We start from the raw sequence: 26,958 nt of genomic DNA on the forward strand, positions 1-26,958 counted from the left end.
GGTCGCTGGCGTCGGCTGGTTGGGCGGTCGGCCTTCCGGCGTGGGCCGCCGACGGTGTGTCCGCCCACGGCGGCACGCGGGTGCGTGGGCCCGGGTGCCGGGGGCTGGACCGTGCCGGACGGCGACCACCCCAGGTCGGCCGCCGCCCAGCACGACCCCGGCACGGACGGCAGCCGCGCCCCGGCTCAGGCGGCGTCGGGGCCGGTCAGGTGGAGGGTGGAGCCGGTGCGGCCCTTGCGGACGAGCAGTTGGGCGGGCACCCGCTGGCGCAGGTCGGCGACGTGGCTGACGATGCCGACGGCCCGGTCCCGCTCGCGCAGCCCGTCCAGTACGTCGAGCACCTCCTCCAACGCCTGCTCGTCCAGCGTGCCGAAGCCCTCGTCGATGAAGAGGGTGTCCAGCGGCATGCCCCCGGCCTCGTCCGTCACCACGTCGGCCAGGCCCAGCGCCAGCGCCAGCGAGGCGAAGAAGCTCTCGCCGCCGGAGAGGGTCGCGGTGTCCCGCTCGGTACCCGTCCATGCGTCCACCACCCGCAGGCCGAGCCCGGACCGCTTGGTTCCCGCCGCCCGGTCGGCGCTGTGCACCAGCGTGTAGCGGCCGCCCGACATCCGGACCAGCCGGCCGCTGGCCGCAGCCGCGACCTGCTCCAGCCTGGCCGCCAGCACATACGACTCCAGCCGCATCCGCAGCCGGTTACCGCCGCCGGTGCCCGACGCCAGGAACGACAGGCGGCTGATCCGGGCCTGCTCGGCCAGCGCCGGGGCCAGCCCGGCGGCCCGCTCCGCCAGCTCGCCGCCGAGCCGCCGCAGCTCCGCGCAGCGCCTGCGGGCCGCGTCGTCGGCCGCCGCCGCCGTCCGCAGCCGGGCCGTCGCGGCCTCCAGCGCCACCCGCGCCGCCGCCGGATCGGCCGGGGGCAGCGCGGCGGCCGCCGCCAGATCGGGATCGTCCAGCAGGGCCCGGACGGCGGCGTGCTCGCGGTCCCAGCGGGTCAGCCGCGCCTCGACCGCCGCCCGCTCCTCGGCGTCCAGCAGGGCCGCCGAAGCCTCCTCGGCGCCCGCGAACCCGGCCGCCACGGCGGCGGCCGACACCTCCGCCTGGGCGTCCTTCAGCCGGGCCGCCGCCTCCTCGGCCTCCCGGGCCGCCCCGGCGGCGGCGGCCAGCCGCTCGGCCCGGTCCGTCAGCCCGGCCGCCCGCACCGCCACCGACGGCGCGTCACCCCGGGCGGCGGCCACCCGGGCCGCCAACTGGCCGAGCTCGGCGGTCAGCGCCTCCAGCCGCGCGGTGAGCACGGCCACCCGGCCGGTTGCCTGCCGCTGCTGGTCCTCCTGCTCCGTACACTGCCGATCCAGCGCGGCGAGCGCCTGCTCGGCGCCCACCAGCCCCTCGGCCACCGCCAGCGCGTCGGCCAGGCCGGCCGCCAGCTCGGCCAGCCCGGCGGCCAGCGCCGCCACCGGCTCCTCCCCGGCCACGGCGGCGGCACCCGCCGCCTCCTCGCGCACCGAGCGCAGCGCCTCGGCGGCCCGCAGCTCGGCGGTCTCGGCGTGCCGGAAGGCCGCCTCGGCCACCTGCTCGTCCTCCCGGGTGACCCGGCCCCCGGACGGCCGGGCCGGGGCCGGATGCCCCGCCGAGCCGCAGACCGGGCAGGGATCGCCGTCCCGCAGCCGCTCCGCCAGCTCGGCCGCCATCCCGTCCAGCCGCCGCTCCCGCAGGTCCAGCCAGCCCGTGCGGGCGTCGGCCGCCGCCGTACCGGCGTCCGCCGCCAGCTGCGCCGCCCGCCGGGCCCGGTCGCGCAGCGCGTCCCGCTGCCGGGCCGCCGCCAGCCGCTGCCGGGCCTCCTGCTCCCGGGCGGCCAACTGCTCGGCCCGCGCCGCGCCCTCCCGGGCACCGGCCAGCAGCAGATCGAGCCCGGCCCGCTGCTCGGGCAGCCGGGCCAGCCAGCGCTCGGCCTCCTCGGCCAGCTCCTCGGCGGCCCGCCGCTCGGCCTCCAGCCGGTGCAGCTCCGCCGCCGCGCCCGCCTGCCGCCGCTCGTCCTCCCGGGCCGCCTCCAGCCGGACCAGGTCGGCCCGCGCCCGCTGCTCGGCCTCGACCAGCTGGGCCACCGCGTCCGCCGCCTCGCCGCCCAGCCCGGCGCGGGCCCGCCGCTCCCGCTCGGCGGCCGTGCGGTACGCCGCGTCCGCCGTACGCTCCAGCCGCAGCGCCGCCGCCACCACATCGGCGGCCCGAGCGGCGGCCAGCCGCTGCCGCAGCGCCTCCCGCTCGGTGTCGGCCTTGGCCAGCTCCCCGGCCCGGCGCAGCGCCTGGGTGTGGCTCTCCTGGCGGCGGGTCAGCTCCCGGGCGGCCGCCTCCTGCTCCGCCCGCAGCCGGTGCTGCTGCTCGGCCCGGTCCAGCGCCGCGGCGGCGACCGCCCGCTGCTCCTCGGCGCCGCAGCGCAGGATCGCCGCCCAGGCCGGGGCGGACCGCGCCAGTCCGGCGGCGTCGTCGGCGGGAATCCACGCCTCGGCGGGCTCCGCGTCCGCCCCGGCGGCCTGCTCCAGCCGGGCGACCAGCTGCCGCAGGCCGTCCTGCGCCGAGCGCAGCCCCTCCTCGCCGGCCCGCCGCCGCTCGGTCAGCCAGTCCTCCACCCGGCCGAAGCGGCGGGTGTCGAAGAGCCTGCCGAGCAGTTCGGCGCGCTCGGTGGCGTCGGCGCGCAGGAAGCGGGCGAAGTCGCCCTGCGGCAGCAGCACCACCTGGCAGAACTGGTCGCGGCTCATGCCCAGCAGCCGGCCGATCTCCTCCCCGACCTCCTGGTGCGACTTGCTCGCCGCCCGCCAGCCCGGCGGGTCGCCGGCGGTCCACTCGCGCAGCAGGGTCTGCGCCCGCTCGGTGGTGAAGCCCTCGCCGCGCTTCTTGGGGCGCGGCTGCTCGGGCCGCCGGGTGATCTCCAGACGGCGGCCGCCGAGGGTGACGTCCAGCACGACTTCGGTCATCAGCTGCGGGTCGGCGTGGTCGCTGCGCAGCCGGGTGCCCTGCCGGGAGCCGGGCACCGCCCCGTACAGCGCGAAGCAGACCGCGTCCAGCACGCTGGTCTTGCCCGCGCCGGTGGCTCCGCGCAGCAGGAAGAGGCCGGAGGCGGTGAGCGCGTCGAAGTCGACCCGCTCGGTGCCCGCGAACGGCCCGAAGGCGGTGACGGTCAGGCTGTGCAGTCTCATCGGGCCCCCTCCTGCGCGCGGTCGGCGCTCTGCCGCACCGCCTCGAACGCCTCCCGCAGCCAGACCCGCTCGGCCGGGTCGACCTCGTCACCGGGGCGGACATGCCGGACGAACCCCTCGGCGACCTCCAGATCGGTGCGGCCGCGCAGCCGGGCCGCGTACGACGGCTTGCCGTCGCCGGGTGTCTCATCGGGGTCGAACAGCAGTTGCAGGGTGTGCGGGAAGCGCCGCCGCAGCCGCTCCATGGGCTCGGCCGGGCGGCCCGGGTCGGTGAGGGTCACCTGCACCCAGCAGTCCCGGTAGGTGTCGTACTCGGGAAGGGTCAGCAGCTCCTTCAGCGACCCGCGCAGGCAGGCCAGCTCGCGCGGCACCGGGCAGGCGATCCGCTCGGCCGCCACCGCGCCGTCCGCGCCCAGCTCCACCAGCCACATGCTCTTGCGCTGCCGGGCCTCGGAGAAGGAGTACGCCAGCGGGGAGCCGCTGTAGCGCAGCCTGGGCGTCAGCGTCTGGCAGCCGTGCAGATGACCCAGCGCCACATAGTCCACCCCGTCGAAGACCGGCGCGGGCACGCCGGCCACGCCGCCGACCGTGATGTCCCGCTCGCTGTCGCAGGGCTGCCCGCCGGTCACGAAGGCGTGCGCCAGCACCACCGAGCGGGTGCCCGCCGGGCGGCCCGCCAGGTCGGCGCGCACCCGGTCCATCGCGGCGCCCAGCACCGCCGCGTGCCCGCCGCGCTCCAGCCCCAGGCCCTCCCGGACCAGCGCGGGCTCCAGGTACGGCAGGCCGTAGAGCGCCACCGGGCCGTGCCGGTCGGCCAGCAGCACGGGGGTGGCGCAGTTCGCCGGGTCGGTCCGCAGATGGATGCCGGCCCGGCCGATCAGCCCGGCGGCCACCCCCAGGCGGCGCGCCGAGTCGTGGTTGCCGCTGATGAACACGGCCGGCACCTCCAGGGCGGCCAGCCGGTGCAGTACGTCGTCGAAGAGCGCCACCGCGTCCAGGCCCGGCAGCGCCCTGTCGTACACGTCCCCCGCGACCAGCACCGCGTCCACCCGCTCGGACCGCACCACGGCCACCAGGTGGTCGAGGAAGGCCCGCTGGGCGTCGAGCAGGCTCTCCCGGTGGAAGGACCGGCCGAGATGCCAGTCCGAGGTGTGCAGAAGTCTCACCGCTCCGCCCCGCCCTTCATGTACGCCTGCCACCTCTCGCCGGGAGCCGCCCTCTGACCGCTCCAGTTCTACCGGTCGGCACTGACAACCGTAGAGCCACCCGGCCCGCCGCCCGCCACACACCGGTGACCAGGGCGCGCGGGCGGGGTCGGGGCCGGTCACCGGTTCCGCCGGTCGGTCCGGTCGCCGGGCTGTTCTTCGACCCCCCGGATCGGAGAGGATCGGATGATCAAGAGTCGGACGGCCGTGCGGGCCCGGCGGGAGGGATGTATGGGCGGCAGCACCGAGTACAGCGCCGAGATCGCGGAGCTGCTGGGCCGGGTCCGCCGCCGTCCGGTCGCCGACTGGCCGTGGCGGCCGGGGGAGGAGGTCCCCGGGCAGCTGCCGGTGAAGCAGTGCTGGGGGTGGCTGTTCGCGCCGGACGGCCGGGTCCTCACGCTGGTCAACCCCCGGGACGGCGCGGTGGGGCTGCCCGGCGGCTCGCTGGAGCCGCAGGACGGCGGCGATCCGGCGGCGGCGCTGGCCCGGGAGGCCGCCGAGGAGGCGCAGGCGGTGATCGCCGCGCCGCGCTATCTGGGCTACCTCTACGACCGGGTGGGCGCCGCCAACGGCGGCCGGGAGTGCGCCCGGGTGCGGATGGCGGCGGCGCTGTGCTCGGTGGGCCCGACCCGGCCCGACTCGGCGTCCGGCCGCCACTACCGCCGGCTGCTGGTCGCCCCGGGGCTCGCCGTCGAGCTGCTCGGCTGGGGCGCACCGGGGGTGCGCCAGGCGTGGGCCGCGGTGCGGGCGGCGGTGGACCGGCTGGGCGTGCCGGCGGTGGCCAACGAGGCGATAGAGGAGCTGCCGGCCGACGGCTGCGAGGTCTTCCCCCGCCCGACCGGCTGAACGTCCCGCTGCGGATGCGCCCGTTCGGGGTAATTCATGTCCCCGGCAGCGGTGAACGGCGGAGGATTTTCACGCGAACTGTTGACATGCCCACTTCCCGAGAGTGCTCGGGCACTGCTATTTACATGGTGTCCAATTCGCTTTCGTGGAGGCCCCCTTGAGACACTCCCGCACTGTGTCCGCCACCGTGGTGGTCCTGCTCGCCACCCTGATGGCACTCCTCAACGCACCGACCGCCAACGCCGCCACCGTCAACTACGTGGCGCTGGGCGACTCCTACTCGGCGGGGGTCGGCTCGGGCAGCTACATCGGCTCCAGCGGCGACTGCAAGCGGAGCACCAAGGCCTACCCGTACCTGTGGAACGCCGCCCACGCGCCGTCCTCCTTCACCTTCGCCGCCTGCTCGGGGGCCAAGACCGGTGACGTGCTGTCCGGCCAGCTGTCCGCGCTCAGCTCCGCCACCACGCTGGTCAGCATCTCCATCGGCGGCAATGACGCAGGCTTCGCGGACGTGATGACGACCTGTGTGCTCTCCTCCGACACCACCTGCCTCAACGCGGTGGCCACCGCCCGCAGCTACGCGGTGAACACGCTGCCGGGCAAGCTGGACCAGGTGTACGCCGCGATCAAGGCCAAGGCGCCCGCCGCCCATGTGGTCGTGCTCGGCTACCCCCACCTCTACAAGATCGGCGGTACCTGCATCATCGGGATCGGCGACACCAAGCGCAGCGCCATCAACGCCGCCGCCGACGACCTGGCCGAGGTGACCGCCAAGCGGGCCGCCGACGCCGGGTTCACCTTCGTGGACATGCGGCCGGTCTTCAACGGGCACGAGATCTGCTCCAGCTCGTCCTGGATCAACAGCACCACGCTGCCGATCGACGACAGCTACCACCCCAACCAGACCGGCCAGGCCAGCGGCTACCTGCCCAGCTTCAGCTCCCACGTCTGACCCGCTCTCCGGCGGCCCGACCGGGCCCCGGGCCGGGCCGCGGGCCGTGTCGACAGCGCCGTGCGCTGTCGGGATCATGGCCCGCGTGCCGGAGGCCCGCCCGGCCGGGACCGACGGAGTCTTGACCCATGAACCCTGCCGCCCGCCCCGCCGGGGCCCGCTCGCTCCCGCTGATCGACACCCTGGTCGACCCCGGGACCTGGCGCCGCTGGGACGAGCCGGTCACCGAACTGCCCGCCGACCCCGCCTACCGGGCCGCCGTGCTGCGCGCCCGCGAGCGGACCGGCCTCGACGAGTCGGTGGTCACCGGCGAGGGCGTGGTGCGCGGCCACCGGGCGGCCCTGGTCGCCTGCGAGTTCGGCTTCCTGGGCGGCTCGATCGGGGTGGCGGCCGGCGAGCGGCTGGTACGGGCGGTGGAGCGGGCCACCCGGGAGCGGCTGCCGCTGATCGCCGCGCCCGCCTCCGGCGGCACCCGGATGCAGGAGGGCACGATCGCCTTCCTCCAGATGGTGAAGGTCGCCGCCGCCGTCACCGACCACAAGTCGGCCGGGCTGCCCTACCTGGTCTATCTGCGCCACCCCACCACCGGCGGCGTACTGGCCTCCTGGGGTTCGCTCGGCCACCTCACCGCCGCCGAACCGGGCGCGCTGATCGGCTTCCTCGGCCCCCGGGTGTACGAGGCGCTGAACGGCGAGCCGTTCCCGCCCGGGGTGCAGACGGCGGAGAACCTGCTGGCCCACGGCCTGGTCGACGCCGTACTCGACCCGGCGGAGCTGGCCGGGGCCACCGCCCGTGCGCTGCGCGTCCTCAGCGCCCGCGACGGGTCGGCGCCGCTGCCGGCCGCCGCCCCCGCACCCGTGCCCGAGGCGGACGACACCCCCGCGCCGCCCGCCGCCGAGTCGATCCGGCGCTCCCGGCGCCCGGACCGCCCCGGCGTGCGCGCCCTGCTCGCCACCGCCGCCACCGACCTCACGGCGCTCAGCGGCACCGGCGCCGGCGAGCGCGACCAGGGGCTGCTGCTGGCGCTGGCCCGGTTCGGGGCGGCGCCGTGCGTGGTCGTCGGGCACGACCGCGAGACGCACAGCCGCCGGGGGCCGTTCGGCCCGGCCGGGCTGCGGGAGGCCCGGCGCGGCATGCGGATCGCCGCCGAACTCGGCCTGCCCCTGGTCACCGTCGTGGACACCCCCGGCGCCGCGCTGTCCCCCGCCGCCGAGGAGGGCGGACTCGCCGGGGAGATCGCCCGCTGCCTGGCCGAACTCGCCACCCTGCCCAGCCCCACCGTCTGCCTGCTGCTGGGCGAGGGCGCGGGCGGCGGCGCGCTGGCACTCTTCCCCGCCGACCGGGTGGTCGCCGCCCGGCACGCCTGGCTCTCCCCGCTGCCGCCCGAGGGCGCCTCGGCGCTGATGTACCGGACCACCGAGCGCGCCGCCGAGGTGGCCGAGCACCAGGGCGTGCGCTCACAGGACCTGCTGGCCGCCGGGATCGCCGACCGGCTGGTGGCCGAGGAGCCGGACGCCGCCGACGACCCCGGCGCCTTCCTGGCCCGGGTCGGCGCGGTCCTGGAGCAGGAGCTGGCCGCCCTGCTGGCCCGGGACCCGGTCGAGCGCCAGGCGGCCCGGCGGCGCCGCTACCGGGAGCTGGGCCTGCGCTGAGCCCGGTGCCGATGCCACCCGTCCGCTCCTCCGATTACCGGCAAATACCCCCGAAACAGCCGGAGTTGACTGCCCGTCTGTAGGCAGGCTTCGAACACAGGGTGCAACCAGTAGTAGGCTCACGCCGATTCACCGGCCCTGCGCCGCAGCCGTGTCAGGCGGGTGGCACCATCCCGCGCCCGATCGTGCGCCCTCCCGCGCCCGGGAACCCGAGGACTCCATGCGCTTCCGCAGCACATCGATCCGCGCGAAGATCTTCGCGCTGCTCGTGGTGCCGATCGCCTCCCTGGTCGGCCTGTGGGCATTCGCGACGCTGACCACCACCGGCCAGGTCTGGGACCTGGCCAAGGTCAGCGACAACTACCACCGCTACGGAAGCCCGGTGGACGACCTGGCCCGCGCCCTCCAGGAGGAGCGCCGCGCCGCCGTCCAGCACCTGGCCGCCCCAGGCTCCGGCGGTGCCGCCTCCACCCTGCGCGGTGACCAGGCCCAGACCGACCGCCGCGCCGCCGCCCTGCGCGCGGTGGCCCGGGAGAGCAAGCTGACCGACCTGGACCCCGTCCAGCGTGAACGGTTCTCCGACGTGCTGCTCGCCGCCGACCGGCTCAGCGCACTGCGCCACGACACCGCCGGCGGCGCGATCTCCTGGGAGGAGACCCTCGACCGGTACAGCAAGCTGCTGGAGCCGATGCTGCGCTTCCGCACCTCCTTCAGCACCCAGCAGACCGGCCAGATAGCCCGGCAGAGCGCCGTACTGGCCGAGCTGGCCCGCGCCCGCGAGTACGTCTCGCAGGAGGACGCCGCCATGGCCGGCCTGCGCGGCACCACCCGGCCCACCGAGGTGCAGGTCGAGCAGGTGACCAGCGCCATCGAGGCCCACGACCTGCTCTTCGACCTGTACCGCCCGGAGCTCACCGACGAGGACCGGTCGCTGTACGACGACTTCTTCGCCAGCAACCACTGGACCACCCTGCACGTCTACGAGACGCTCTTCCTCGCCAACCACGGCGCCGCCGCCCGCGACGTCGTCAGCCCCGCCTCCTGGCGGGCCGCCACCGTGCCGGTCCTCAACGACCTCGCCACCCTCAACGCCGAGCTGACCGCCAACGCCGACCGCCGCGCCGACGACGTCGCCCAGGGCGCCGTCCGGCAGGCCGTCTTCGCCGGCGCCGCCGGCCTGCTCGCCATCGTGGTCTCGCTGCTGCTCTCGGTACGCATCGGCCGCTCGCTGATCCGCGACCTGCTGGCACTGCGCAACGCCGCCCAGGAGACGGCCGGCATCCGGCTGCCCAAGGTGATGCGGATGCTGCGCCGCGGCGAACCGGTGGACATCGCCGCCCAGACCCCGCCGCTGCTGCCCGTCGGACTCAAGGAGATCAACCAGGTCGGCCGGGCCTTCGACGCCGTACGGCGCGCCGCGGTCGAGGCCGCCGTCGAACAGGCCGAGCTGCGCCGCGGCGTCTCCGCCGTCTTCGTCAACCTCGCCCGCCGCAACCAGGTGCTGCTGCACCGCCAGCTCACCCTGCTGGACGCCATGGAGCGCCGCACCGAGGACCCGGCGGAGCTGGACGACCTTTTCCGGCTCGACCACCTGACGACCCGGATGCGCCGCCACGCCGAGGGCCTGATCATCCTCTCCGGCGGCTCCCCCGGCCGGAACTGGCGCCGCCCGGTGAGCATGGTGAACGTGGTCCGCGCCGCCGTCGGCGAGGTCGAGGACTACGCCCGGGTCACCCTGCGGTCCTTCCCCGGCACCGCGCTGACCGGCCCGGCGGTGGCCGACGTCACCCACCTGATCGCGGAACTGGTCGAGAACGCCACCGTGTACTCCCCGCCGACCACCCAGGTCACCGTGCACGGCGAGGTCGTCGCCAACGGCTTCGTCCTGGAGATCGACGACCGGGGGCTCGGCATGGGCGCCGACGCGCTGGCCGAGGCCAACCGGCGGCTCGCCGAGGAGCAGCAGTTCGACCTGGCCGACACCGACCGGCTCGGCCTCTTCGTGGTCAGCCGGCTCGCTCGGCGGCACGCCATCAAGGTCTCGCTGCGCCCCTCCCCGTACGGCGGCACCAGCGCGGTCGTCCTGCTGCCCCGGGAGCTGCTGGCCGAGGCGGCCACCGCGCCCGCCTCCGGCGAGAGCACCCCGGCCCGGCTGCGCTCCCGGCCGCGCCGCGAACTGCTGCCGGTGCCGTCGCCCCGGACCTCACCCGAGGCGGGCGAGGAGGCGCCGGGCCGCACCACCCGCACCCGGGTCGACCGCGTTGCGGCCGACCGCACCGGGGCCGACAGCCTTGAGGCCGAGCGCATCGGGGCCGTCCCCGCCGAGGCCGACCGTACCGACGCCGACCGTACCGACGCCGACCGTACTGAGGCCGACCGTACTGAGGCCGACCGTACTGAGGCCGACCGTACCGAGCCGGACGACAGCACCCCCGACCTCAGCACCCCCGACCAGGCCGCGCCGCGCCCCGCCGTCCGCCCCACCGGGCCGCGCCCCGCCGAGCCCGAGGAGGCGCCCACCCCGGGCGGCCTGCCGCGCCGGCGCGCCAACCGGCTGCTGGCCCCGGTGGGCGCACCCGACGACGCCGACCGGGAGCCGGACGACGATCACCACGGCAGCGCCGCCGTCCCGGCCGCCGCCGGCGCCGCACACGACCACGGCGGGCACCCGGCCGCCGCACCCGCGCCCGCCGCCCCGGCCGGGTCCGCCGCCCTGCCGCGCCGGGTCCGCCAGGCCAGCCTGGCACCGCAGCTGCGAACCGAGCCGGAGCACGGTGCCGCCCGGCCCGGCGACGCGGGCGCCTCCGCCCGCCAGCGCTCGCCCGAGGAGGCCAGGGCGACCTTCGCCTCCTTCCAGCGCGGCCTCACCCGGGGCCGGGGCGACTCCGGCACACCCGGCACCCTGGTACCGCCCGGTGCCGGCAAGAGGTCCTCGACCGGCTCCGAGCCGGACGGAAGAATGGTGACGCCTGGTGGAACCGCACCAGATGTCTCAGTGGAAGGGAACGGTCGATGACCGCAGCGACAACGTCCGCCGGCCTCAACTGGCTCCTGGACGACCTGGTGAGCCGGGTCGCCGAGATCCAGCACGCGGTGGTACTCAGCAGCGACGGCCTGGCCACCGGTGCCTCCGGTTCGCTCGGCCGGGAGGACGCCGAGCACCTGGCCGCCGTGGCCTCCGGTTTCCACAGCCTCGCCAAGGGCGCCGGCCGCCACTTCAAGGCGGGCAGCGTCCGGCAGACCATGGTCGAGCTGGACGAGGCGTTCCTCTTCGTCACGGCGGCGGGTGACGGCAGCTGCCTGACGGTGCTCAGCGACGCCGAGGCCGACGTGGGCCTGATCGCGTACGAGATGGCCCTGCTGGTGAAGCGGGTCGGTGAGCACCTGGGGACGGAGCCCAGGGCGGACGCCGCCCCCGCCCGGGGGTGACGGCAGGTATGGCCGATCCCTTCGAACAGCCGCCGGAGCCGCCCGAGTCCGGGCCGCCGCCGCTGGACGCCGGGCCGGGCACGCCGTCCAACGCCTGGGACCTGATCTGGTACGACGACGACGCCGGCCCGGTGGTACGCCCATACGCCATGACCCGGGGCCGCACCCGGCCGGCCGGCGCCGGCTTCTTCGACCTGATCTCGGTGGTCGCGGCCGTCGACCCGGCCGAGGCCGCCCGCCCGGAAGGCGAACCGGAGCCGCTGCTCGACCCCGAGCACCACGCCATCGTCGCGATGTGCCGCCGCGAGCCGCTCACCGTGGCCGAGGTCGGCTCGGCCACCGACCTGGCGCTCGGCGTGGTCCGGGTCCTGCTCGGCGACCTCGACGAGGCCGGGCTGATCCGGGTCACCCGCCCCGTCCCGCCGGCCCAGCTCCCCGACGAACGCATCCTGAGAGAAGTGATCAATGGCCTCCGCGCCCTCTGACCCCTCGCCCCGTGGGTCCGGAGTCCCGGACGCACCGCCCGTCGCGCTGAAGATCCTGGTCGCCGGGGGCTTCGGCGTGGGCAAGACCACCCTGGTCGGCGCGGTCAGCGAGATCAGGCCGCTGCGTACCGAGGAGATGCTCACCGAGGCCGGCCGCCCGGTGGACGACCTCACCGGCGTGGAGGGCAAGTCCACCACCACGGTGGCCATGGACTTCGGCCGGATCGACATCCGGGCCGGCCTCGCGGTGTACCTCTTCGGCACGCCGGGGCAGGACCGCTTCTGGTTCGTCTGGGACGAGCTGGCGGTGGGCGCGCTCGGCGCCGTCATCCTCGCCGACACCCGCCGGCTGGAGGACTGCTTCCCCTCGGTGGACTTCTTCGAGCGCCGGGGCATCCCCTTCGTGGTCGCGGTCAACTGCTTCGACGGCACCCCGCGCCACCCGGTGGAGGAGGTGCGCGCGGCCCTCGACCTGGGCCCGGCCGTGCCGGTGACGCTCTGCGACGCCCGCCGCCGGGAGGACGGCAAGGAGCTGCTGGTCACCCTGGTGGAGCACGCCCGCGACACCTGGGCCGCCGCCCGCCCGCACCCGGCCCCCGCCGAGGTCTGACCCGGCGGGCCCTCCCTGGTGCGCACTCCCGGCGGAGCCCGCCACCCCGGACGCTGACCACGCCTGTGCAGCCGGTCCCGGGTTCCTGAGGGAACCCGGGACCGGCTGATCTGCCATCGGCCCCCGCCGGGGGTCAGTCGGCCGCGGTGAAGCGCAGCTCGGCCAGGCGGAGCGGGCCGCGCAGGGTCAGGTGGACGTCGTGCACGCCGGGCGTCGGGGTGGCGAGGTCGGCGCTGGTGGTGGTCCAGCTGTGCCGGTGGCCGGTGGCCGGGACGGTGAGCAGCGCGGCCGGGGGCGCGCCCGGGGCCGGGGTGCCGAGGTGCAGTTCGACCGTGGCGCTGCCCGGGGCGGCGCGGGAGACGGTGAGGGTGACGCGGGCGGCGCCGCTGCCCAGGTCGCAGTCGCGGAAGACCAGCGTGCCGGGGGTGTGCGGGCCGCTCGCCACGGCCTCGCCGCGCTCCCGGGTGCGGTCCACGATCCGGATCGCGGTGCTCCGGTCGAAGTCCCGGGCCAGGATCGCGCTGTCCAGCGCCGGGCGGGGCTGCGGGGCGGGGCCGGTGACGGTGATCCCGACCCGGGAGCGGAGGTCGGCGCTGGAGGAGCCGACCAGCAGCTCGTAGCCGCCGGGGTCGACGGTCCAGCGGTCGTGGGCGACGTCCCAGTGGCCCAGCGCCCGGACCGGTACGGTCAGCTCCACCTCACGCGACTCGCCCGCCCGCAGCGGGACGCGGGCGAAGTCCTGGAGCCGTCGCAGCGGGGTCGGCACCCGGGAGTCCACGGCGCGGCTGTAGAGCTGCACCACCTCGTCGCCGGCCCGGTCGCCGGTGTTGCGCACCCGGACGGTGACGGTGAGCGGCTCGGCGTCGGCGGTGACCGAGGCCCGGTCCACCCGCGCCTCGCCGTAGCCGAAGCTGGTGTACGACAGTCCGTGGCCGAAGGGGTGCAGCGGCTCCTCGTCCAGGTAGAGGTAGGTGGCCCGCGCGGCGATCACGTCGTAGTCCAGCAGATCGGGCAGCCGCTGCCCGGTCCGGTACCAGGTCTGCGGCAGCCGCCCGGCGGGGGAGTGGTCGCCCAGCAGTACCTCCGCGAGCGCCCGGCCGCCCTCCTGGCCGCCGTGCGCGGACCAGAGCACCGCCGGGACCGACCCGGCGGCCCGGTCGACCGCGTATGGGTAACTGCTGGTCAGCAGCAGTACGGTGGCCGGGTTGGCGGTGTGCGCGGCCCGCAGCGCCTCCTCCTGCTGCGGCGGCAGCGCCAGGTCGCGGCGGTCCTCGGTCTCCCGGCCGTTGAGGTGCGGGTCGTTGCCCGCGACCACCAGCGCGACATCGGCTGCGGCGGCCAGCTCGGCGGCCCGCTGCGCGCCCGCCGACACGGTGCGCTGCACAAACGGCTCGGCCTGGTCGCGGGAGGCCGCGTAGACGGTGAGCGCGCCGCTGCCCGCCGCGACCGCGACCCATCTGCCGCTGCCCAGGTGCTGGACGCGCACCCGGCCGTCGGCGCCGCGCTCCAGCCGGAAGGTCTCCTGCACCACCCACTGGTCGGGGTGCTCGGCGGTGGCGGCCAGCAGTCCGTACTCGTCGGTGGTGAGGTAGCGCCCATGGGCGGCGCGCAGCGTGCTGACGCCGTGGCCCCAGTCCTGCACCGCGAACTGCTCGGCCGCGCCCACCGCCTCGGCGTCGGCTGAGACCAGGCCGTCGGGGGCGGCGGTGAGGTAGCCGCCGGTGCTGGTGGAGCGCAGCGCGATCCGGTCCAGGCCGTCGGTGTACGCGACCCGGTCGGCGCCCAGCCGGTCGCGCAGCGCGTCCAGCAGGGTGGTGCGGTAGGGGAGGCTGCCGCTGTACCAGTCGCGCAGTACGTCGTCGCCGAGTGCGCCGATGACGGCCAGCCGCACCCCGGGGGCCAGTGGCAGCAGCGGTCCGGCGGCGCCGTGCGGGTCGTTGCGCAGCAGCACCGCGCACTGCCGGGCGGTCTCACGGGCCAGCTCGCGGTGGGCGGCGCAGTCGATCACCTCGGGTCCGGTGCCCGCGTACGGGTCCAGCTGCGGGTCGAGTTCGCCCAGCCGCAGCCGCAGGGTCAGCTGCCGGGCCACCGCCGCGTCGAGGTCGGCCTCGGTGAGCAGGCCGCGCTCCAGCGCCTCGCTGATCCGGCGGACGGTGACCGAGGAGTCCTCGCCGTGGTCGGTGAAGCTGTCCACCCCGGCCCGCAGCGCGGCGGCGTGGCTCTCGGCGTGGTCGTCGAAGTACCGCTCGGCGGCGACCAGGTTGGACGGCGCCTCGGCGTCGCTGCACACCAGCAGGTCGGCGCCGCCCCGCCAGCTGCGCAGCTGGTCCGCGAGGTGGGTGCCGACGTGGTTGGGCCGGCCGTTGACCAGGTTGTAGGACGGCATCACGGCGGCCACCGCTCCGGCCTCCACCGGGCCCCGGTAGCAGGGCAGTTCGTATTCGTGCAGCACTCGGGGCCGCAGGTCGGAGGAGGTGGTGCAGCGGTCGGTCTCGTTGTTGTAGCCCAGGAAGTGCTTCAGGGTGGGGGCGGTGCGCCAGTACTGGGGGTGGTCGCCGCGCAGGCCGTGGGTGTAGGCGGTGGCCAGTTCGGCGGTGAGCAGCGGGTCTTCGGCGTAGCCCTCCTCGTTGCGGCCCCAGAGCGGGTGGCGCAGCGGGTTCACCACGGGAGCCCAGACGTTCAGGCTGATCTGCGGCTGTCCGGCTGCGGCGGCGCGGTGGTGGAAGGCGCGGACCTCGGTGCCGACGGCTTCGCCGACCCGGCGCAGCAGCTCGCGGTTCCAGGTGGCGCCGAGGCCGACGGCCTGCGGGAACTGGGTGGCCTCGCCCAGCCAGGAGACGCCGTGCAGCGCCTCGGTGCCGGTCTTGAACGGGCCGAGCCCCAGCCGGGGGACGGCCGGCGCGTACTGGTGCAGCAGGGCCGTCTTCTCGTCCAGGGTCAGCCGGTCGAGCAGGTCCTTGACCCGCTCGGCGACCGGCAGCGCCGGGTCGCGGTAGGGCGCGTCGGCGCTGGGCGCGTCGCGGTGCTCGGCTGCGGCTGCCATGGGGCGGTACCTCCGGGGCGCGGTTGGTCGAAGCGCTTCGAAAGTGGCAGTGGACGGGGCCGGTGTCAAGGTTTCCGGGTCGGTGGATCGGCTGGCTGGGCTGAGAATTTCCGTGCCAAGCCGGGTGTCGATGCGCTTCGACTGAAGGGTTCGCCGCAGTCCGGAATGCGGCCAGGGCGGGTGGGCGCGGCGGTGTCGCGGCTGCTCGGCGGCGGTCGCCGGGATTGAAGCGCTTCGAAAGCGGTGCGGCGAGCCGTCGGCCGATGGGTACGGCCGTGCATACCGGGCCAGCGGAGCGGCCGGTCGGCGGCGCATGCCGTACCGGCCCGCCTGTGCCGTCCGGCCTGTGGCGATCCCTCGGCAAAGGCGTTGCCACCGTGGGCGGATGGAGGCCACGGGATCGAAACACCCTCGAAAAGATCTTCGCAGTGGCCCTTGTCCGGCACCGGGGCCCTCACTATGCTCACCGCAACATCGAAGCGCTTCGACTGGCCAGGGCCCTCCGCACGCCGCCGGCGATCGCTCCCTTGTGACCTCCCCATATGTGGCGCACCGTTCCACCCCAGGTCGATGGCCGCACGGTGACGCAGCTGATGACCGGTAACCCGACGAAGGGCCGCAAGCACCCATGAGCAACGCCGTGTCCCGTAGATCGTTCCTCACCGCCGCTGCCGCAGTGGCCGGTGCCGTCACCCTCTCCCCCCTGCTCACGGCGTGCGGTGGCGGCGGCGACAGCGGCCGCAAGACGGGCACCAACAGCAAGTCGGGTCTCGCGGCGGCCCTTCCGGCGTACCTCCCCAACGCGTCGGTGAGCCCGGACATCCCGTCCAGCACCGGCGCGGCCGGTGCGCTCTCCCCGGCCGGATTCCTCAAGTACCCGGCCAACCCGGTCAAGTCGGTGAGCGGCGTGCCCGGCTCCGGTGGTCACTACACCGCCGTCACCCCGCTGTGGGGCTCGATACCCGCCGCGAACAACGCGTACTACCAGGCCGTCAACAAGGCGCTGGGCGCCACCCTGACCATGCAGCCGGCCAACGGCAACACCTATGACACCGCGATCACCGCGCTGACCGCAGGCAAGAAGCTGCCGGACTGGATCCAGCTGCCCACCTGGTGGAACCCCACCTTCAACACCAGCGCCCTGGCCGGCACCCAGCTGGCGGACCTCACGCCGTACCTCTCCGGCGACAACGTCAAGAAGTACCCCAACCTCGCCGCCATCCCCACCGGCGCCTGGCAGTGCGGCGCCTGGGGCGACAAGCTCTACGGCATCCCCTCGTACGCCTCCGGGCAGGTCTTCACCGGCGCCATCTACTACCGGCAGGACGTCTTCGAGGCCAAGGGCATCAAGGGCGAGGTCTCCTCCGCCGACGACCTGTTCGCGCTCGGCAAGGAGCTGACCAGCGCCAAGGCCGGCGTCTGGGCCTTCGACGACGTCTTCACCTACCTCGCCCAGCCGTTCGGGGTGGTCAACAAGTTCACCGTCAAGGACGGCAAGCTGGTCCACAAGTACGAGACGGACGAGATGCTGGCGTCCCTGGAGTGGGCCCACAAGCTGGCCAAGGCCGGCTTCATCCACCCGGACGCGCTGGCCGGAGACACCAGCAACGCCAAGACCCGCTTCTACGCCGGCAAGGTGCTGATCACCGGTGACGGCACCGGCGCCTGGAACTTCCAGGACGCCCAGTCCGGCCAGGCGGCCGACAAGGACTACCGGCGTGGCGCCTTCGTGCCGTTCGCGGCGGACGGCCACGCCAAGCCGTCCATCGCCCTCCAGACCACCACCAGCTTCGTCAGCTACCTCAACAAGAAGCTGACCCCGGAGCAGATCAAGGAGTGCCTGGCCATCGCCGACTACCTGGCGGCGCCGTTCGGCTCGGCCGAGTACACCCTGCTCAACTACGGCGTCGAAGGCGTCGACTACACGATGACCCCGGCCGGCCCCGACTACACGGACACCGGCAAGAAGGAGGCCAACCAGTCGACGTACCAGTTCCTCGCCAGCCCGGAGGCGGTGATCTCCAACCCCGGCTACGACCAGATCACCCGGGACATCTGCACCTGGAACACCGTGGCCGGCAAGTACGCCTACAAGCCGGTGTTCTGGAACATGAACATCACCGTGCCCGCCCGCTACGCCACCGCCGACGCGGCCCAGGCGGTCGAGGACACCATCAAGGACGTCTACCACGGCCGCAAGACCGTCGCCGACTTCCAGGCGGCGGTCAGCACCTGGAAGAAGGGCGGCGGGGACGCCCTCATCGCCTGGTACCAGACCAATGTGGCCGACAAGTCCGGGACCGGCCAGTGACCGCAGCAGGCCGGTAACCGCCCCCGACCGCCGCCGCGCCCCGCGTCCCCCGGCCCACCGGGGACGGGGGCGCGGACCGGCCGGTCGAGCGCAGCCCGGTGGTCGCAGGAAGCCAGCCGGTCGAACGAAGCCAGGCGGTCGAACGAAGCCAGGCGGTCGAACGAAGGAGGACGGTGGCGTGACAGTCACCACCAGCGGTGCCCAGCCCCCCGGCCGGGAGCCCCCCGGCGGGAAGCCCCCGGCGCCGGACGAGGCCGACCCCGGCAGCGCCGCACAGCCCGGCAGCGCCACCCGCGCCGACCCCCGCCCCGCCCCGGCACCGCGCGGGCTCACCTGGCGGATCAGGCTGCGCCGCGACCGGTCGCTCATCCTGATGACGGTCCCGGCCGTCGTGCTGCTGCTCGTCTTCAACTACGTGCCGATGTTCGGCACCGTCACCGCCTTCCAGTTCTACGACCCGCTGGTCGGCGTGCTGCACAGCGAGTGGATCGGCCTGGACAACTTCCGGCAGCTCTTCGACGACCCGCTGTTCTGGCACGCCATGGCGAACACCGTGGCGATCAGCGCCGTCCAGCTGGTGCTGTTCTTCCCGATCCCGATCGCGCTCGCCCTGCTGCTGAACACCATCGTGAGCAGCAAGATCCGCTCCGTGGTGCAGTCGGTGGTCTACCTCCCGCACTTCTTCTCCTGGGTGCTGGTGGTCACCGTCTTCCAGCAGATGTTCGGCGGTGCGGGGCTGCTCAACCAGTTCCTGCGCCAGCACGGCGCCGAGCCGTGGAACATCATGACCAACCCGGCGACCTTCAAGCTGCTGGTCACCTCCCAGGCGGTCTGGAAGGAGGCGGGCTGGGGCATCATCGTCTTCCTGGCCGCGCTGGCCGCCATCGACCAGTCGCTGTACGAGGCGGCGGCGGCCGACGGCGCCGGCCGCTGGCGGCGGATGTGGCACATCACGCTGCCCGGCATGCGGGGCGTCATCGTGCTGATGCTGGTGCTGCGGCTGGGCAACGCCCTGACCGTCGGCTTCGAGCAGCTGCTCGTCCAGCGGGACGCGGTCGGCCACGACGCCGCCGATGTGCTGGACACCTTCGCCTTCTACTACGGCATCGGCACCAGCAACTACGGCTACGGCGCCGCGGCGGGCCTCTTCAAGAGCGTGATCTCGCTGCTGCTGGTCCTCGGCGCCAACAAGCTCGCACACGCCTTCGGCGAGGATGGGTTGTACCGCAAATGAGCGACACGCTGACCAGGGGCGCGCGCCGCCCGGGAGCGCCCGGCACCGCCCGCCCCGTCTGGGAGGAGCCGCCCACCGCCGTCGGGCAGGCGGGCAAGGGCACCGTCCTGCTGGTGGTGCTCGCGGTGGTGATCGTGCCGATCTACTCCATCGCGCTCACCAGCGTCTCCACCCGGGGCGCCATCAACAGCGCGGGCGGCCTGGTGCTGGTGCCGCACGGGATCACCCTGGACGCGTACCGGGAGATCCTCACCGGCGGGATCGTCACCCGGGCACTGCTGGTCAGCTTTGGCATCACCGCCGTCGGCACCCTGGTCTCCATGGTGGTCTCGGTGCTCTGCGCCTACGGGCTGTCCCGGTCCCGCTCACTGGGGCACCGCTTCATCCTGCTGCTGCTGATCGTCACCATGTTCGTCAGCGGCGGCCTGATCCCGTCCTTCCTGGTCGTCTCGGAACTGGGCGGGTACGGCAAGTACTGGGCGCTGATCCTGCCGAGCGCGGTCTCCGTCTTCAACATCCTGGTGCTGCGGTCCTTCTACTCCACCACCGCCGCCGACCTGATCGACGCGGCCCGGATCGACGGCGCGGGCGAGTGGCGCATCCTGTGGTCGGTGGTGCTGCCCACCTCCCGCGCGGTGACCGCCGTGATCACGCTCTTCTACGCCGTCGGCTACTGGAACTCGTTCTTCAATGTGATGCTCTACATGCCGACCGACAGCCAGAAGTGGCCCATCCAGTACGTGCTGTACCAGTACGTCAACCTCGGCGCCACCATGCCCGGCACCGCCAACAGCGGCTTCGGCGCCGCCCACCAGGCCGTCGCACCGCTGTCGCTCTCCATGGCCGTCGTCGTCCTCACCCTGGCGCCGATCATGATCGTCTACCCGTTCATGCAGAAGTACTTCGCCACCGGCATGCTCACCGGCGCGATCAAGGGCTGAACCCGCCCGCACCCAGGAGAGACCACCAGCCATGCCCGCACTCGCCGACGCCACCCGCGGCCGCATCCTCTACGGCGGCGACTACAACCCCGAGCAGTGGCCCGAGGAGGTCTGGCCGCAGGACATCGCGCTGATGCGCGAGGCCGGAGTCACCACCGCCACCGTCGGCGTCTTCTCCTGGGCCCGGCTGGAACCCGCCCCCGGCGTACGGGACTTCGGCTGGCTGGACCGCGTCCTGGACCTGCTGCACGACGGCGGCCTGGACGTCTGCCTGGCCACCCCCACCGCCTCCCCGCCGCCCTGGCTCGGCGAGCGCCACCCCGAGACGCTGCCGGTCACCGCCGACGGCACCACCCTGTGGTGGGGCTCGCGCAACCAGTACTGCCCCTCCTCCGCCGCCTACCGCGAACACGCCCACTCCCTGGTCGAGGCAGTGGCCGCCCGCTACGCCGGCCATCCCGCGCTGCGGATGTGGCACGTCTCCAACGAACTGGGCCCGGTCTGCCACTGCGCCGAGACCACCGCCCGCTTCCGCGACTGGCTGCGCGAGCGCCACGGCGACCTGGCCGGGCTCAACCGGGCCTGGGGCACCGCCTTCTGGAGCCAGCACCACAGCGACTGGGCCACCGTCACCGTCCCGCGCAGCGCCCCCTACCTGCCCAACCCCGCCCAGGCGCTGGACTTCCAGCGGTTCTGCTCCGACGTACTGCTGGAGTGCTTCACCGCCGAGCGCGACATCCTGCGCCGGCACACCCCCGGCATCCCGGTCACCACCAACTTCATGACCCGGTACAAGGGCATCGACAGCTGGGCGTTCGCCGCCGCCGAGGACGCCGTCTCGCTCGACATGTACCCCGACCCCGCCGACCCCCGCGCCGCCGCCTCCGCCGCCGCCGACCAGGACCTCACCCGCTCCCTGGCCGGCGGCCCCTGGCTGCTCATGGAGCAGGCCGCGAGCGCCGTCAACTGGCGGCCGGTCAACCGGCCCAAGCCCGAGGGGCGGTTGCGGCTGGAGTCGCTCCAGTCCGTGGCACGCGGCGCCGACGGGCTGCTCTTCTTCCAGTGGCGCGCCTCCCGCTCCGGCGCCGAGAAGTTCCACTCCGCGATGGTGCCGCACGCCGGACCGGACAGCCCGGGACACCGCCGGATCAAGGAGCTGGGCGCCGAACTGCGGCTGCTCACCGAGGCCGTCGGCGCCCCCGTACAAGCGGACATCGCCCTGGTCCACGACTGGCACAACTGGTGGGCCCTGGAGCAGGCCGGCCGCCCCTCCGCCCTGGTCACCCTGCCCGCGCTGCTCCAGAGCTGGCACGGCGCCCTGTGGGACGAGCACCTCACCGCCGACTTCGCCCACCCCGAGGCCGACCTCTCCGGCTACCGGCTGGTCGCCGTCCCCAACCTCTACCTCGCCTCCGACGCCGCGATCGACAACCTGATCCGCTATGTACGCGGCGGCGGCACCCTGGTCACCGGGTTCCTCACCGGGATCGCCGACCCCACCGACACCATCCGCGACGGCGGCATGGACGCCCGGCTGCGCGACCTGCTCGGCGTCCACCCCCAGGAGTGGTGGCCACTGGAGGACGGCCACACCGTCAGCTGCGCCTCCACACGGCTCGGCGCCTTCACCGGGACCCTCTGGTCCGAGCAGCTGCGCACCGCACCCGGCACCGAGACCGTCGCCACCATCAGCGGCGGCGACCTGGCCGGCACCCCCGCCGTCACCCGCCGGGCCGCAGGCGACGGCACCGCCTGGTACCTCGCCACCCTCCCCGAACCCGCCGCGCTGCGCCGCCTGCTGGCCGACGCCGCCCGCCGGGCCGGCGCGCACCCCCCACTCCCAGGACTCCCCGACGAGGTGGAGGCGGTGCGCCGAGGCGCGCTGCTCTTCCTCCTCAACCACGGGGACCAGCAGGTCACGGTGGACCTGACCGGCCGCCACCGCGATCTGCTGACCGGCCGCAGCACCGACGGCGCCATCCGCCTCCCCCGCTACGGCGCCGCGGTGCTGCGGCCCGAATAACCGGCCGCGCCACCCCCTCGGCCCCCCGGCGGACGCCCCGTCCGCCGGGGGGCCGAGGGGGTGGTGCTCGGGCGCCGAAACGGCGCAGCCACTTAACAAGAACAATTTGTCAAGCTCGGCAACCAATGCGTCCACGGCGGCCACCTAGGGACGAGCCACCCCACCCTGCCGCTCACGAGAGGACCGAGCCGCCATGTCCCCCCACGAAGCAGCCCGGACGAGGCCGTCCAGTGCGGCCTTGCGGACCCCGGCGGACCCCACCGAGGCCGCCGTCCCCGGCGTGCACCGGATGCCCGTCCCCACTTCGCCCCTGCCCGCCTCTCCCACCCACCCGCTGCCGGTCGCCGCCACGCCGCCCGGCGGTCGCGCGATCCACGACACCGCCCCCGCCACCCGCTGGGAGGACTGCTACCTCGCCGGAAACGGCCGGCACGGCGCCCTGGTCCACGGCGCCACCATCGACGAGATGGTCATCGTCACCCACCACGCCATGGTCCGCCCCGGCGGCCGGGCGGGTGCCGAACCGCCGCACCTGGCCCCGCTGCTGCGCGAGGTCCAGGACGCCCTGCTGGCCGGGGACGCGGACACCGCCGTACGCCGGTTCGCGGGCGACTGGGAGCTGGCGGCCACCCAGCCGTTCCACCCCGCCTTCGCCGTGCGGCGGCACCGCACCGACGCCCGCCCGGCCACCGGCTACCGCCGCCGGGTCGACTTCCGCACCGGAGTGGTCACCGCCACCTGGCAGGAGGGCCCCGGCGAGGGGGAGTGGCGCTCCAGCTGCTTCGTCTCCCGCGCCGATGACACCGTCGTCCAGCACCTGGCCGCCCCGCAGGGCCGCACCGTGGAGGCCGTGGTCGAACTCGACGGCCGGCTGCCCGGCTCGCCCCCCGAACTGCGGCTCGCCGTACGGTCGGTGTACCGGCCCGGCCCGCTGGCCGCGCCCGCCGTCCCCGGCACCCCGCCCACCCCGCCCGGCCCGCGCGACTCCGCCCTGCTGCGGCTGCGCGCCCGCTACCCGGAGAGCGAGATCGGCTACCGGGGCGCCACCCGGGTGATCGCGGTCGGCGGCGAGGTGGTCTGCGACGGCCCCCGCATCCGGGTCAGCGGAGCCCGGGAGCTGCTGCTGCTCACCCGGACCGCCCGGGGCCCGGTCACCGCCGAGTGCACCGACCTGACCCGGCTGGACACCGGCATGTACGACATCCCGGACGACCACGCCACGCTGCTCGCCCGGCACCTGCCGCTGCACCGCGAGGCATACGACCGGGTCACCCTGGACCTCGGCGGCGACCCCGCCGAGCGGGCGCTGCCGGTCGCCCGGCTGCTGGAGCGGCAGGCCGCCACCCCCGGCCGGCTGACCCCGGCGCTGCTGGAGCAGCTGTTCGCGGCGGGCCGCTACCACCTGCTGAGCGCCAGCGGCTACCGGCCGCCCCGGCTGTGCGGGCTCTGGTCCGGCGACTGGGGCACCGCCTGGTCCGGCGCCTTCACCACCAACGCCAACCTCAACCTCCAGCTGGCCTCCGCCGCGACCGCCGCCCTCCCGGAGGCGTCGCTGGCCCACGCCGAGCTGGTCCTCGGCCAGCTGGACGACTGGCGCCGCAACGCCCGGCTGCTCTTCGGCACCCGGGGTGTGGTCGCCCCGGCGCACACCGACGGGGAGAACGGCCGGCAGTACCACTTCGACGCCGTCTGGGCCCACCACATGTGGACCGCAGGCGCCGACTGGCTGCTGCAACCGCTGCTGGAGTACGTCGAGACCAGCGGCGACCAGGAGTTCCTGCGTGACCGGCTGCTGCCCGCCCTGATCGAGGTCGCCGCCTTCTACGAGGACTTCCTCACCCGCACCGGGCCGGACGGCCGGGTCGTCATCGTGCCGTCCTACTCCCCGGAGAACCACCCCGTCCGCCCCGGCGACCCGGACGACGCCGCCCCGGGCCCGGCCGCCTCGGTCAACGCGACCATGGACATTGCCGCCGCCCGGCACGCCCTCGGCACCGCCGCCGACCTCTGCGCCAGACTCATGCCCGACGGGGTCACCCCCGAGCGCACCGAGCTGTGGCGCCGGCTGGCCGCGCGGCTGCCCGAGTACCGGGTCAACGAGGACGGCGCCCTGGCCGAGTGGGCCTGGCCCGACCACCGCGACCGCTACGACCACCGGCACGTCAGCCACCTCTACCCGGTCTGGCCGCTGGACGAGATCACCCCCGAGGACACCCCCGGTCTCGCCCAGGCCGCCCGGATCGCCCTGCGGCTGCGCGGCGACGAGAACGACTCCGGCCACGGCTACCTGCACCGCGCCCTGGCCGCCGCCCGGCTGGAGGACGCCTCCTGGGCGGCGCGCAACCTCTCCCGGCTTCTCGACGGGGACTTCTTCTTCCGGTCCCTGATGAGCAGCCACTACCCGTACCGCAATGTCTACAACGCCGATGTGGCGCACGGGCTCCCTGCGGTGCTGATCGAGATGCTGGTGCGCTCCCGCCCCACCGGGCCGGACGGCGTCGCCAGGCTCACCCTGCTGCCCGCACTGCCCGACACCCTGCCCACCGGCAGCCTGACCGGGGTGCGCACCCGCTTCGGCGCCACCGTCACCTCGCTCGGCTGGGACCTGCCGGCGGGCCGCATCCGGGCGGTGCTGCGCTCCGACACCGACCGGACGGTGGCGCTGCGCTTCGGCCGCCCGGTGACCCGGCTGCGGGTCGCGGGGGTCGAGCCGCAGGGCCGGGACTCCTCCGGGGCCGTCCGGGTGGAGCTGCCCGCCGGGCAGGAGGTGCTGGTCACCGCAGGTCCGGTGGTGCCGCCGCAGGGCCGCTGACGGCGGTACGGACACACCGGCGGCGGCCGGCCGGGGCGCTCCCCGGCCGGCCGCCGCCGGCCTGTGCCGGGGCCGCCCGGCGGGGGGCAGGCCAGAGGGTCAGGCCGGGGGGTCAGGCCGGGGCCGGACGGGGGGTCAGGCCGGGGTCAGTGGAAGCCGCCGTGCACCGAGGCGGAGCCGGTGGAGCCGTCGACGCCGGACGCGGACGCGGTGTAGCGGTCCTGGCCCGCGTCCCGGTCGCCGTCGCCCCGGATGTACTGGGCGGCGAAGACGTACTGGCCGGGCTGGAGCACCACGCCGTCCCGCAGGGTGAACCGGTAGACGATCTCGCTGTCGCTGTTCATGATCTCGGTGGTGAGGTCGGCCGGGTCCAGCGTCGTCCAGGAGGTCGGCTGCTGTACGCCCGAGGTGCGCATGATCCGCACCTCCACCTGGAGCGTCCGCACGGCGACCTTGGTCGTGACGGTGAGGTCGCTCTGCGCCCAGGTGCTGGTGGAGTGCGGGTCCACCGTGGCGTCGGCGGTCAGGAAGTGGTCGGTGACCGGGCTGCCCTGGCCGACCGGGGGCGGCGTCGTCGCACCGGCGGGCGGCGCGGCGGGCCCGCCTGCGGTCGCCGTACCGGTCGGGTCGGCCGTCGCGCCGCCGTCGGCGGCGGGGGGCGTGACCGTGCCCGTCTCCGGGGAGTGGCCGGGGCCGCCGCCCAGCGGGGGGACCGGGGTGACGTCGGCGCCCGGGGCGGCGCCGGTGGCCGGCCCGGCCGGGGGGTGGGAGGTGCCGGGGTGCGGGCTCGCGCCCGGGTCGGCGACAGTCGCCCCGCCGGGGGCCGGCGGGGCGAGGGGGGTGTCGGTGATCCGGATGGTCGGTCGGCCGTCCTCCTGGAAGGCCGTCACCGCCCAGGCGGCGGCCCCGCCGAGCATCAGCAGCGAGCCCAGCGCCGCGCCGACGCCGGACACCCGTACCTGCCGCAGCGGCCGCCGCCTCGGCGCCGGCCGCTCGGTGGTCCGGGCCTCCGGGGCCCCCAGCGGGTCCAGCCGTCTCCGCTCCACCTGGAACAGGATGCGCTGCCGGTCGGGGGAGTGCCGGGCAGCCTCGGCGCGCAGTGCGGCGCGCAGCGGGCCGAGGTCGTCGGCGCGCCCGCGATCCTGCTCCTGGCCCGGCATCTACTCCTCCTTACGGGTGCCGCCGACAGTCGCCACCGACCGCCGCCCACGGCGCCGGGGCACGGCCCGGCGCCGTCCGGCCGGATCACCGCCGTTCGGCGCTCGGCCGCCGACGGTTTCCCCGGCATCGTACGGGGCGCCCCCGGGGCCCGGCCGCAGCAGTGCCTCCAGTTGGGCGGCGCCCCGTGAGGTCTGGCTCTTCACGGTGCCCACCGAGATGCCGAGCACCCGGGCGGTCTCCTGCTCCGAGAGGTCGAACGCGTGCCGCAGCACGACACAGGCGCGCTTGCGGAAGGGCAGTCGGTCCAGGGCGGTGCGGACATCCACCACCGCCGGTATGTCAGGGCCGTCGGAGCGTTCGCGCCAGAGCGTGGCCACCACACCGACCCGGCGGCGCTCCCGGGTCAGGGAGCGGATGCGATTGCGCGCCAGGTTGGTGACGACTCCCCGGGCATAGGCGACGGGGCGATCGGCGGCCCGGACCCGGTCCCAGTGCCGCCAGACCTCGACCAGGGCGTCGGCGGCAAGGTCGTCGGCGGAGTCCGGGTCTCCGGTGAGCAGGTAGGCGAGGCGGGAGAGCTCCGCGTGGTGGCGTTCGAAGAAGTCGTGGAACTCCCGCGCATCGGCAGTGTCCTGGGGAATCTCCGCTCTCCCTCCGTGCCCGCCCACGGTGCGGCATGGGCTCAGGCCGGCCCTGTGCTGCCCCGGCCGACGCGCCCGGGGCCTCCGGGCCGATGCGGCCCGAGGGTCACCCGCGAGCGGCGACCTCCCCTAAATACCGTACGTATGCACGGAGTTCGGCTGCGTGTCGCGGGTTGCACGAGAGTAGCAGCGATGCCCGCTCCCGCCCCACTGTCCAAACGCAACTTCGATCCGGTCCGGCCGATCCGTTTTCGCCGGACACCCGGCGGAGCCGTCAACGCGGGCCGATCCGGCGGGTCTTCCGCCGGGCAACCGCCCGGGGCGGGACCTCCGAGGAGAGCGGCCCGCAGGGCCGACACCGACTCAGCACCCGTCTCCGACCGGCCGGGTGGCGCCGCTCGCCCGTCCCGGCCGCCGGGCGCGCC

Annotated in this window: 17 protein-coding genes; 12 read left to right on the forward strand and 5 right to left on the reverse strand. The window is 75.1% G+C overall.

Annotation, left to right across the window (positions count from 1 at the left end):
• Positions 1–185 precede the first annotated feature (185 nt).
• Positions 186–3,188: an AAA family ATPase gene (locus ACIQGZ_RS08875; protein ID WP_402600290.1), complete on the reverse strand. Its 3,003-nt coding sequence runs from the start codon at positions 3,186–3,188 to the stop codon at positions 186–188.
• Positions 3,185–4,354, reverse strand: a complete 1,170-nt coding sequence (locus tag ACIQGZ_RS08880) for an exonuclease SbcCD subunit D (RefSeq protein WP_402600292.1) — start codon at positions 4,352–4,354, stop codon at positions 3,185–3,187. Before ACIQGZ_RS08880 ends, ACIQGZ_RS08875 begins: the two co-directional genes overlap by 4 nt.
• Positions 4,355–4,624: 270 nt before the next feature.
• On the opposite strand from ACIQGZ_RS08880, the gene ACIQGZ_RS08885 reads away from it, so the two are divergent.
• The 7 genes from ACIQGZ_RS08885 (at position 4,625) to ACIQGZ_RS08915 (ending at position 12,367) form a co-directional block, all read left to right on the forward strand.
• On the forward strand, positions 4,625–5,239 hold the full coding sequence (locus ACIQGZ_RS08885) for an NUDIX domain-containing protein (protein WP_402600294.1): 615 nt from the start codon (positions 4,625–4,627) through the stop codon (positions 5,237–5,239).
• A 157-nt stretch (positions 5,240–5,396) separates the two neighbouring features.
• On the forward strand, positions 5,397–6,191 hold the full coding sequence (locus tag ACIQGZ_RS08890; RefSeq protein WP_402600296.1) for an SGNH/GDSL hydrolase family protein: 795 nt from the start codon (positions 5,397–5,399) through the stop codon (positions 6,189–6,191).
• Between the two features lie 128 nt (positions 6,192–6,319).
• Complete coding sequence (locus ACIQGZ_RS08895; protein WP_402600298.1) at positions 6,320–7,843, forward strand: carboxyl transferase domain-containing protein; 1,524 nt, start codon at positions 6,320–6,322, stop codon at positions 7,841–7,843.
• Between the two features lie 220 nt (positions 7,844–8,063).
• Entirely contained in the window at positions 8,064–10,859 is a 2,796-nt protein-coding gene (locus ACIQGZ_RS08900) for a nitrate- and nitrite sensing domain-containing protein (RefSeq protein ID WP_402600300.1), read from the forward strand.
• Positions 10,856–11,272, forward strand: coding sequence for a roadblock/LC7 domain-containing protein (locus ACIQGZ_RS08905; RefSeq protein ID WP_402600302.1), 417 nt, complete (start codon positions 10,856–10,858; stop codon positions 11,270–11,272). The genes ACIQGZ_RS08900 and ACIQGZ_RS08905 overlap by 4 nt, the downstream gene beginning before the upstream one ends.
• An 8-nt stretch (positions 11,273–11,280) precedes the next feature.
• Positions 11,281–11,757 (forward strand): DUF742 domain-containing protein, encoded by a 477-nt coding sequence (locus ACIQGZ_RS08910; RefSeq protein ID WP_402600304.1) that lies wholly within the window; start codon positions 11,281–11,283, stop codon positions 11,755–11,757.
• Positions 11,738–12,367 (forward strand): GTP-binding protein, encoded by a 630-nt coding sequence (locus ACIQGZ_RS08915; RefSeq protein ID WP_402600306.1) that lies wholly within the window; start codon positions 11,738–11,740, stop codon positions 12,365–12,367. Before ACIQGZ_RS08910 ends, ACIQGZ_RS08915 begins: the two co-directional genes overlap by 20 nt.
• Before the next feature lie 133 nt (positions 12,368–12,500).
• Here ACIQGZ_RS08915 and ACIQGZ_RS08920 read toward each other — a convergent pair whose 3' ends face one another.
• A complete protein-coding gene (locus ACIQGZ_RS08920) occupies positions 12,501–15,410 on the reverse strand; it encodes a glycoside hydrolase family 3 C-terminal domain-containing protein (protein ID WP_402600308.1) in 2,910 nt (969 codons plus the stop codon).
• 628 nt (positions 15,411–16,038) lie between these two features.
• Here ACIQGZ_RS08920 and ACIQGZ_RS08925 point away from each other — a divergent pair.
• The 5 genes from ACIQGZ_RS08925 (at position 16,039) to ACIQGZ_RS08945 (ending at position 24,731) form a co-directional block, all read left to right on the forward strand.
• On the forward strand, positions 16,039–17,721 hold the full coding sequence (locus ACIQGZ_RS08925) for a Tat pathway signal sequence domain protein (RefSeq protein WP_402600310.1): 1,683 nt from the start codon (positions 16,039–16,041) through the stop codon (positions 17,719–17,721).
• 178 nt (positions 17,722–17,899) lie between these two features.
• Positions 17,900–18,955, forward strand: a complete 1,056-nt coding sequence (locus tag ACIQGZ_RS08930) for an ABC transporter permease subunit (protein WP_402600312.1) — start codon at positions 17,900–17,902, stop codon at positions 18,953–18,955.
• Positions 18,952–19,896 carry a carbohydrate ABC transporter permease gene (locus tag ACIQGZ_RS08935; RefSeq protein WP_402600314.1) on the forward strand — a complete coding sequence of 315 codons (945 nt, stop codon included), beginning with the start codon at positions 18,952–18,954 and terminating at the stop codon, positions 19,894–19,896. Before ACIQGZ_RS08930 ends, ACIQGZ_RS08935 begins: the two co-directional genes overlap by 4 nt.
• 31 nt (positions 19,897–19,927) lie before the next feature.
• Positions 19,928–21,919 (forward strand): beta-galactosidase, encoded by a 1,992-nt coding sequence (locus tag ACIQGZ_RS08940; RefSeq protein WP_402600316.1) that lies wholly within the window; start codon positions 19,928–19,930, stop codon positions 21,917–21,919.
• A 289-nt stretch (positions 21,920–22,208) separates the two neighbouring features.
• Positions 22,209–24,731, forward strand: coding sequence for a glycosyl hydrolase family 95 catalytic domain-containing protein (locus ACIQGZ_RS08945; protein ID WP_402600730.1), 2,523 nt, complete (start codon positions 22,209–22,211; stop codon positions 24,729–24,731).
• A 146-nt stretch (positions 24,732–24,877) separates the two neighbouring features.
• Here the strand turns inward: ACIQGZ_RS08945 and ACIQGZ_RS08950 are convergent, their stop codons facing one another.
• Positions 24,878–25,891, reverse strand: coding sequence for a hypothetical protein (locus tag ACIQGZ_RS08950; RefSeq protein WP_402600318.1), 1,014 nt, complete (start codon positions 25,889–25,891; stop codon positions 24,878–24,880).
• Entirely contained in the window at positions 25,892–26,560 is a 669-nt protein-coding gene (locus ACIQGZ_RS08955) for a SigE family RNA polymerase sigma factor (protein ID WP_402600320.1), read from the reverse strand.
• Positions 26,561–26,958: the final 398 nt, after the last annotated feature.

Origin of the sequence: Streptomyces sp. NPDC092296 (assembly GCF_044755465.1) — a bacterium.
Taxonomy (GTDB): Bacteria; Actinomycetota; Actinomycetes; order Streptomycetales; family Streptomycetaceae; genus Peterkaempfera.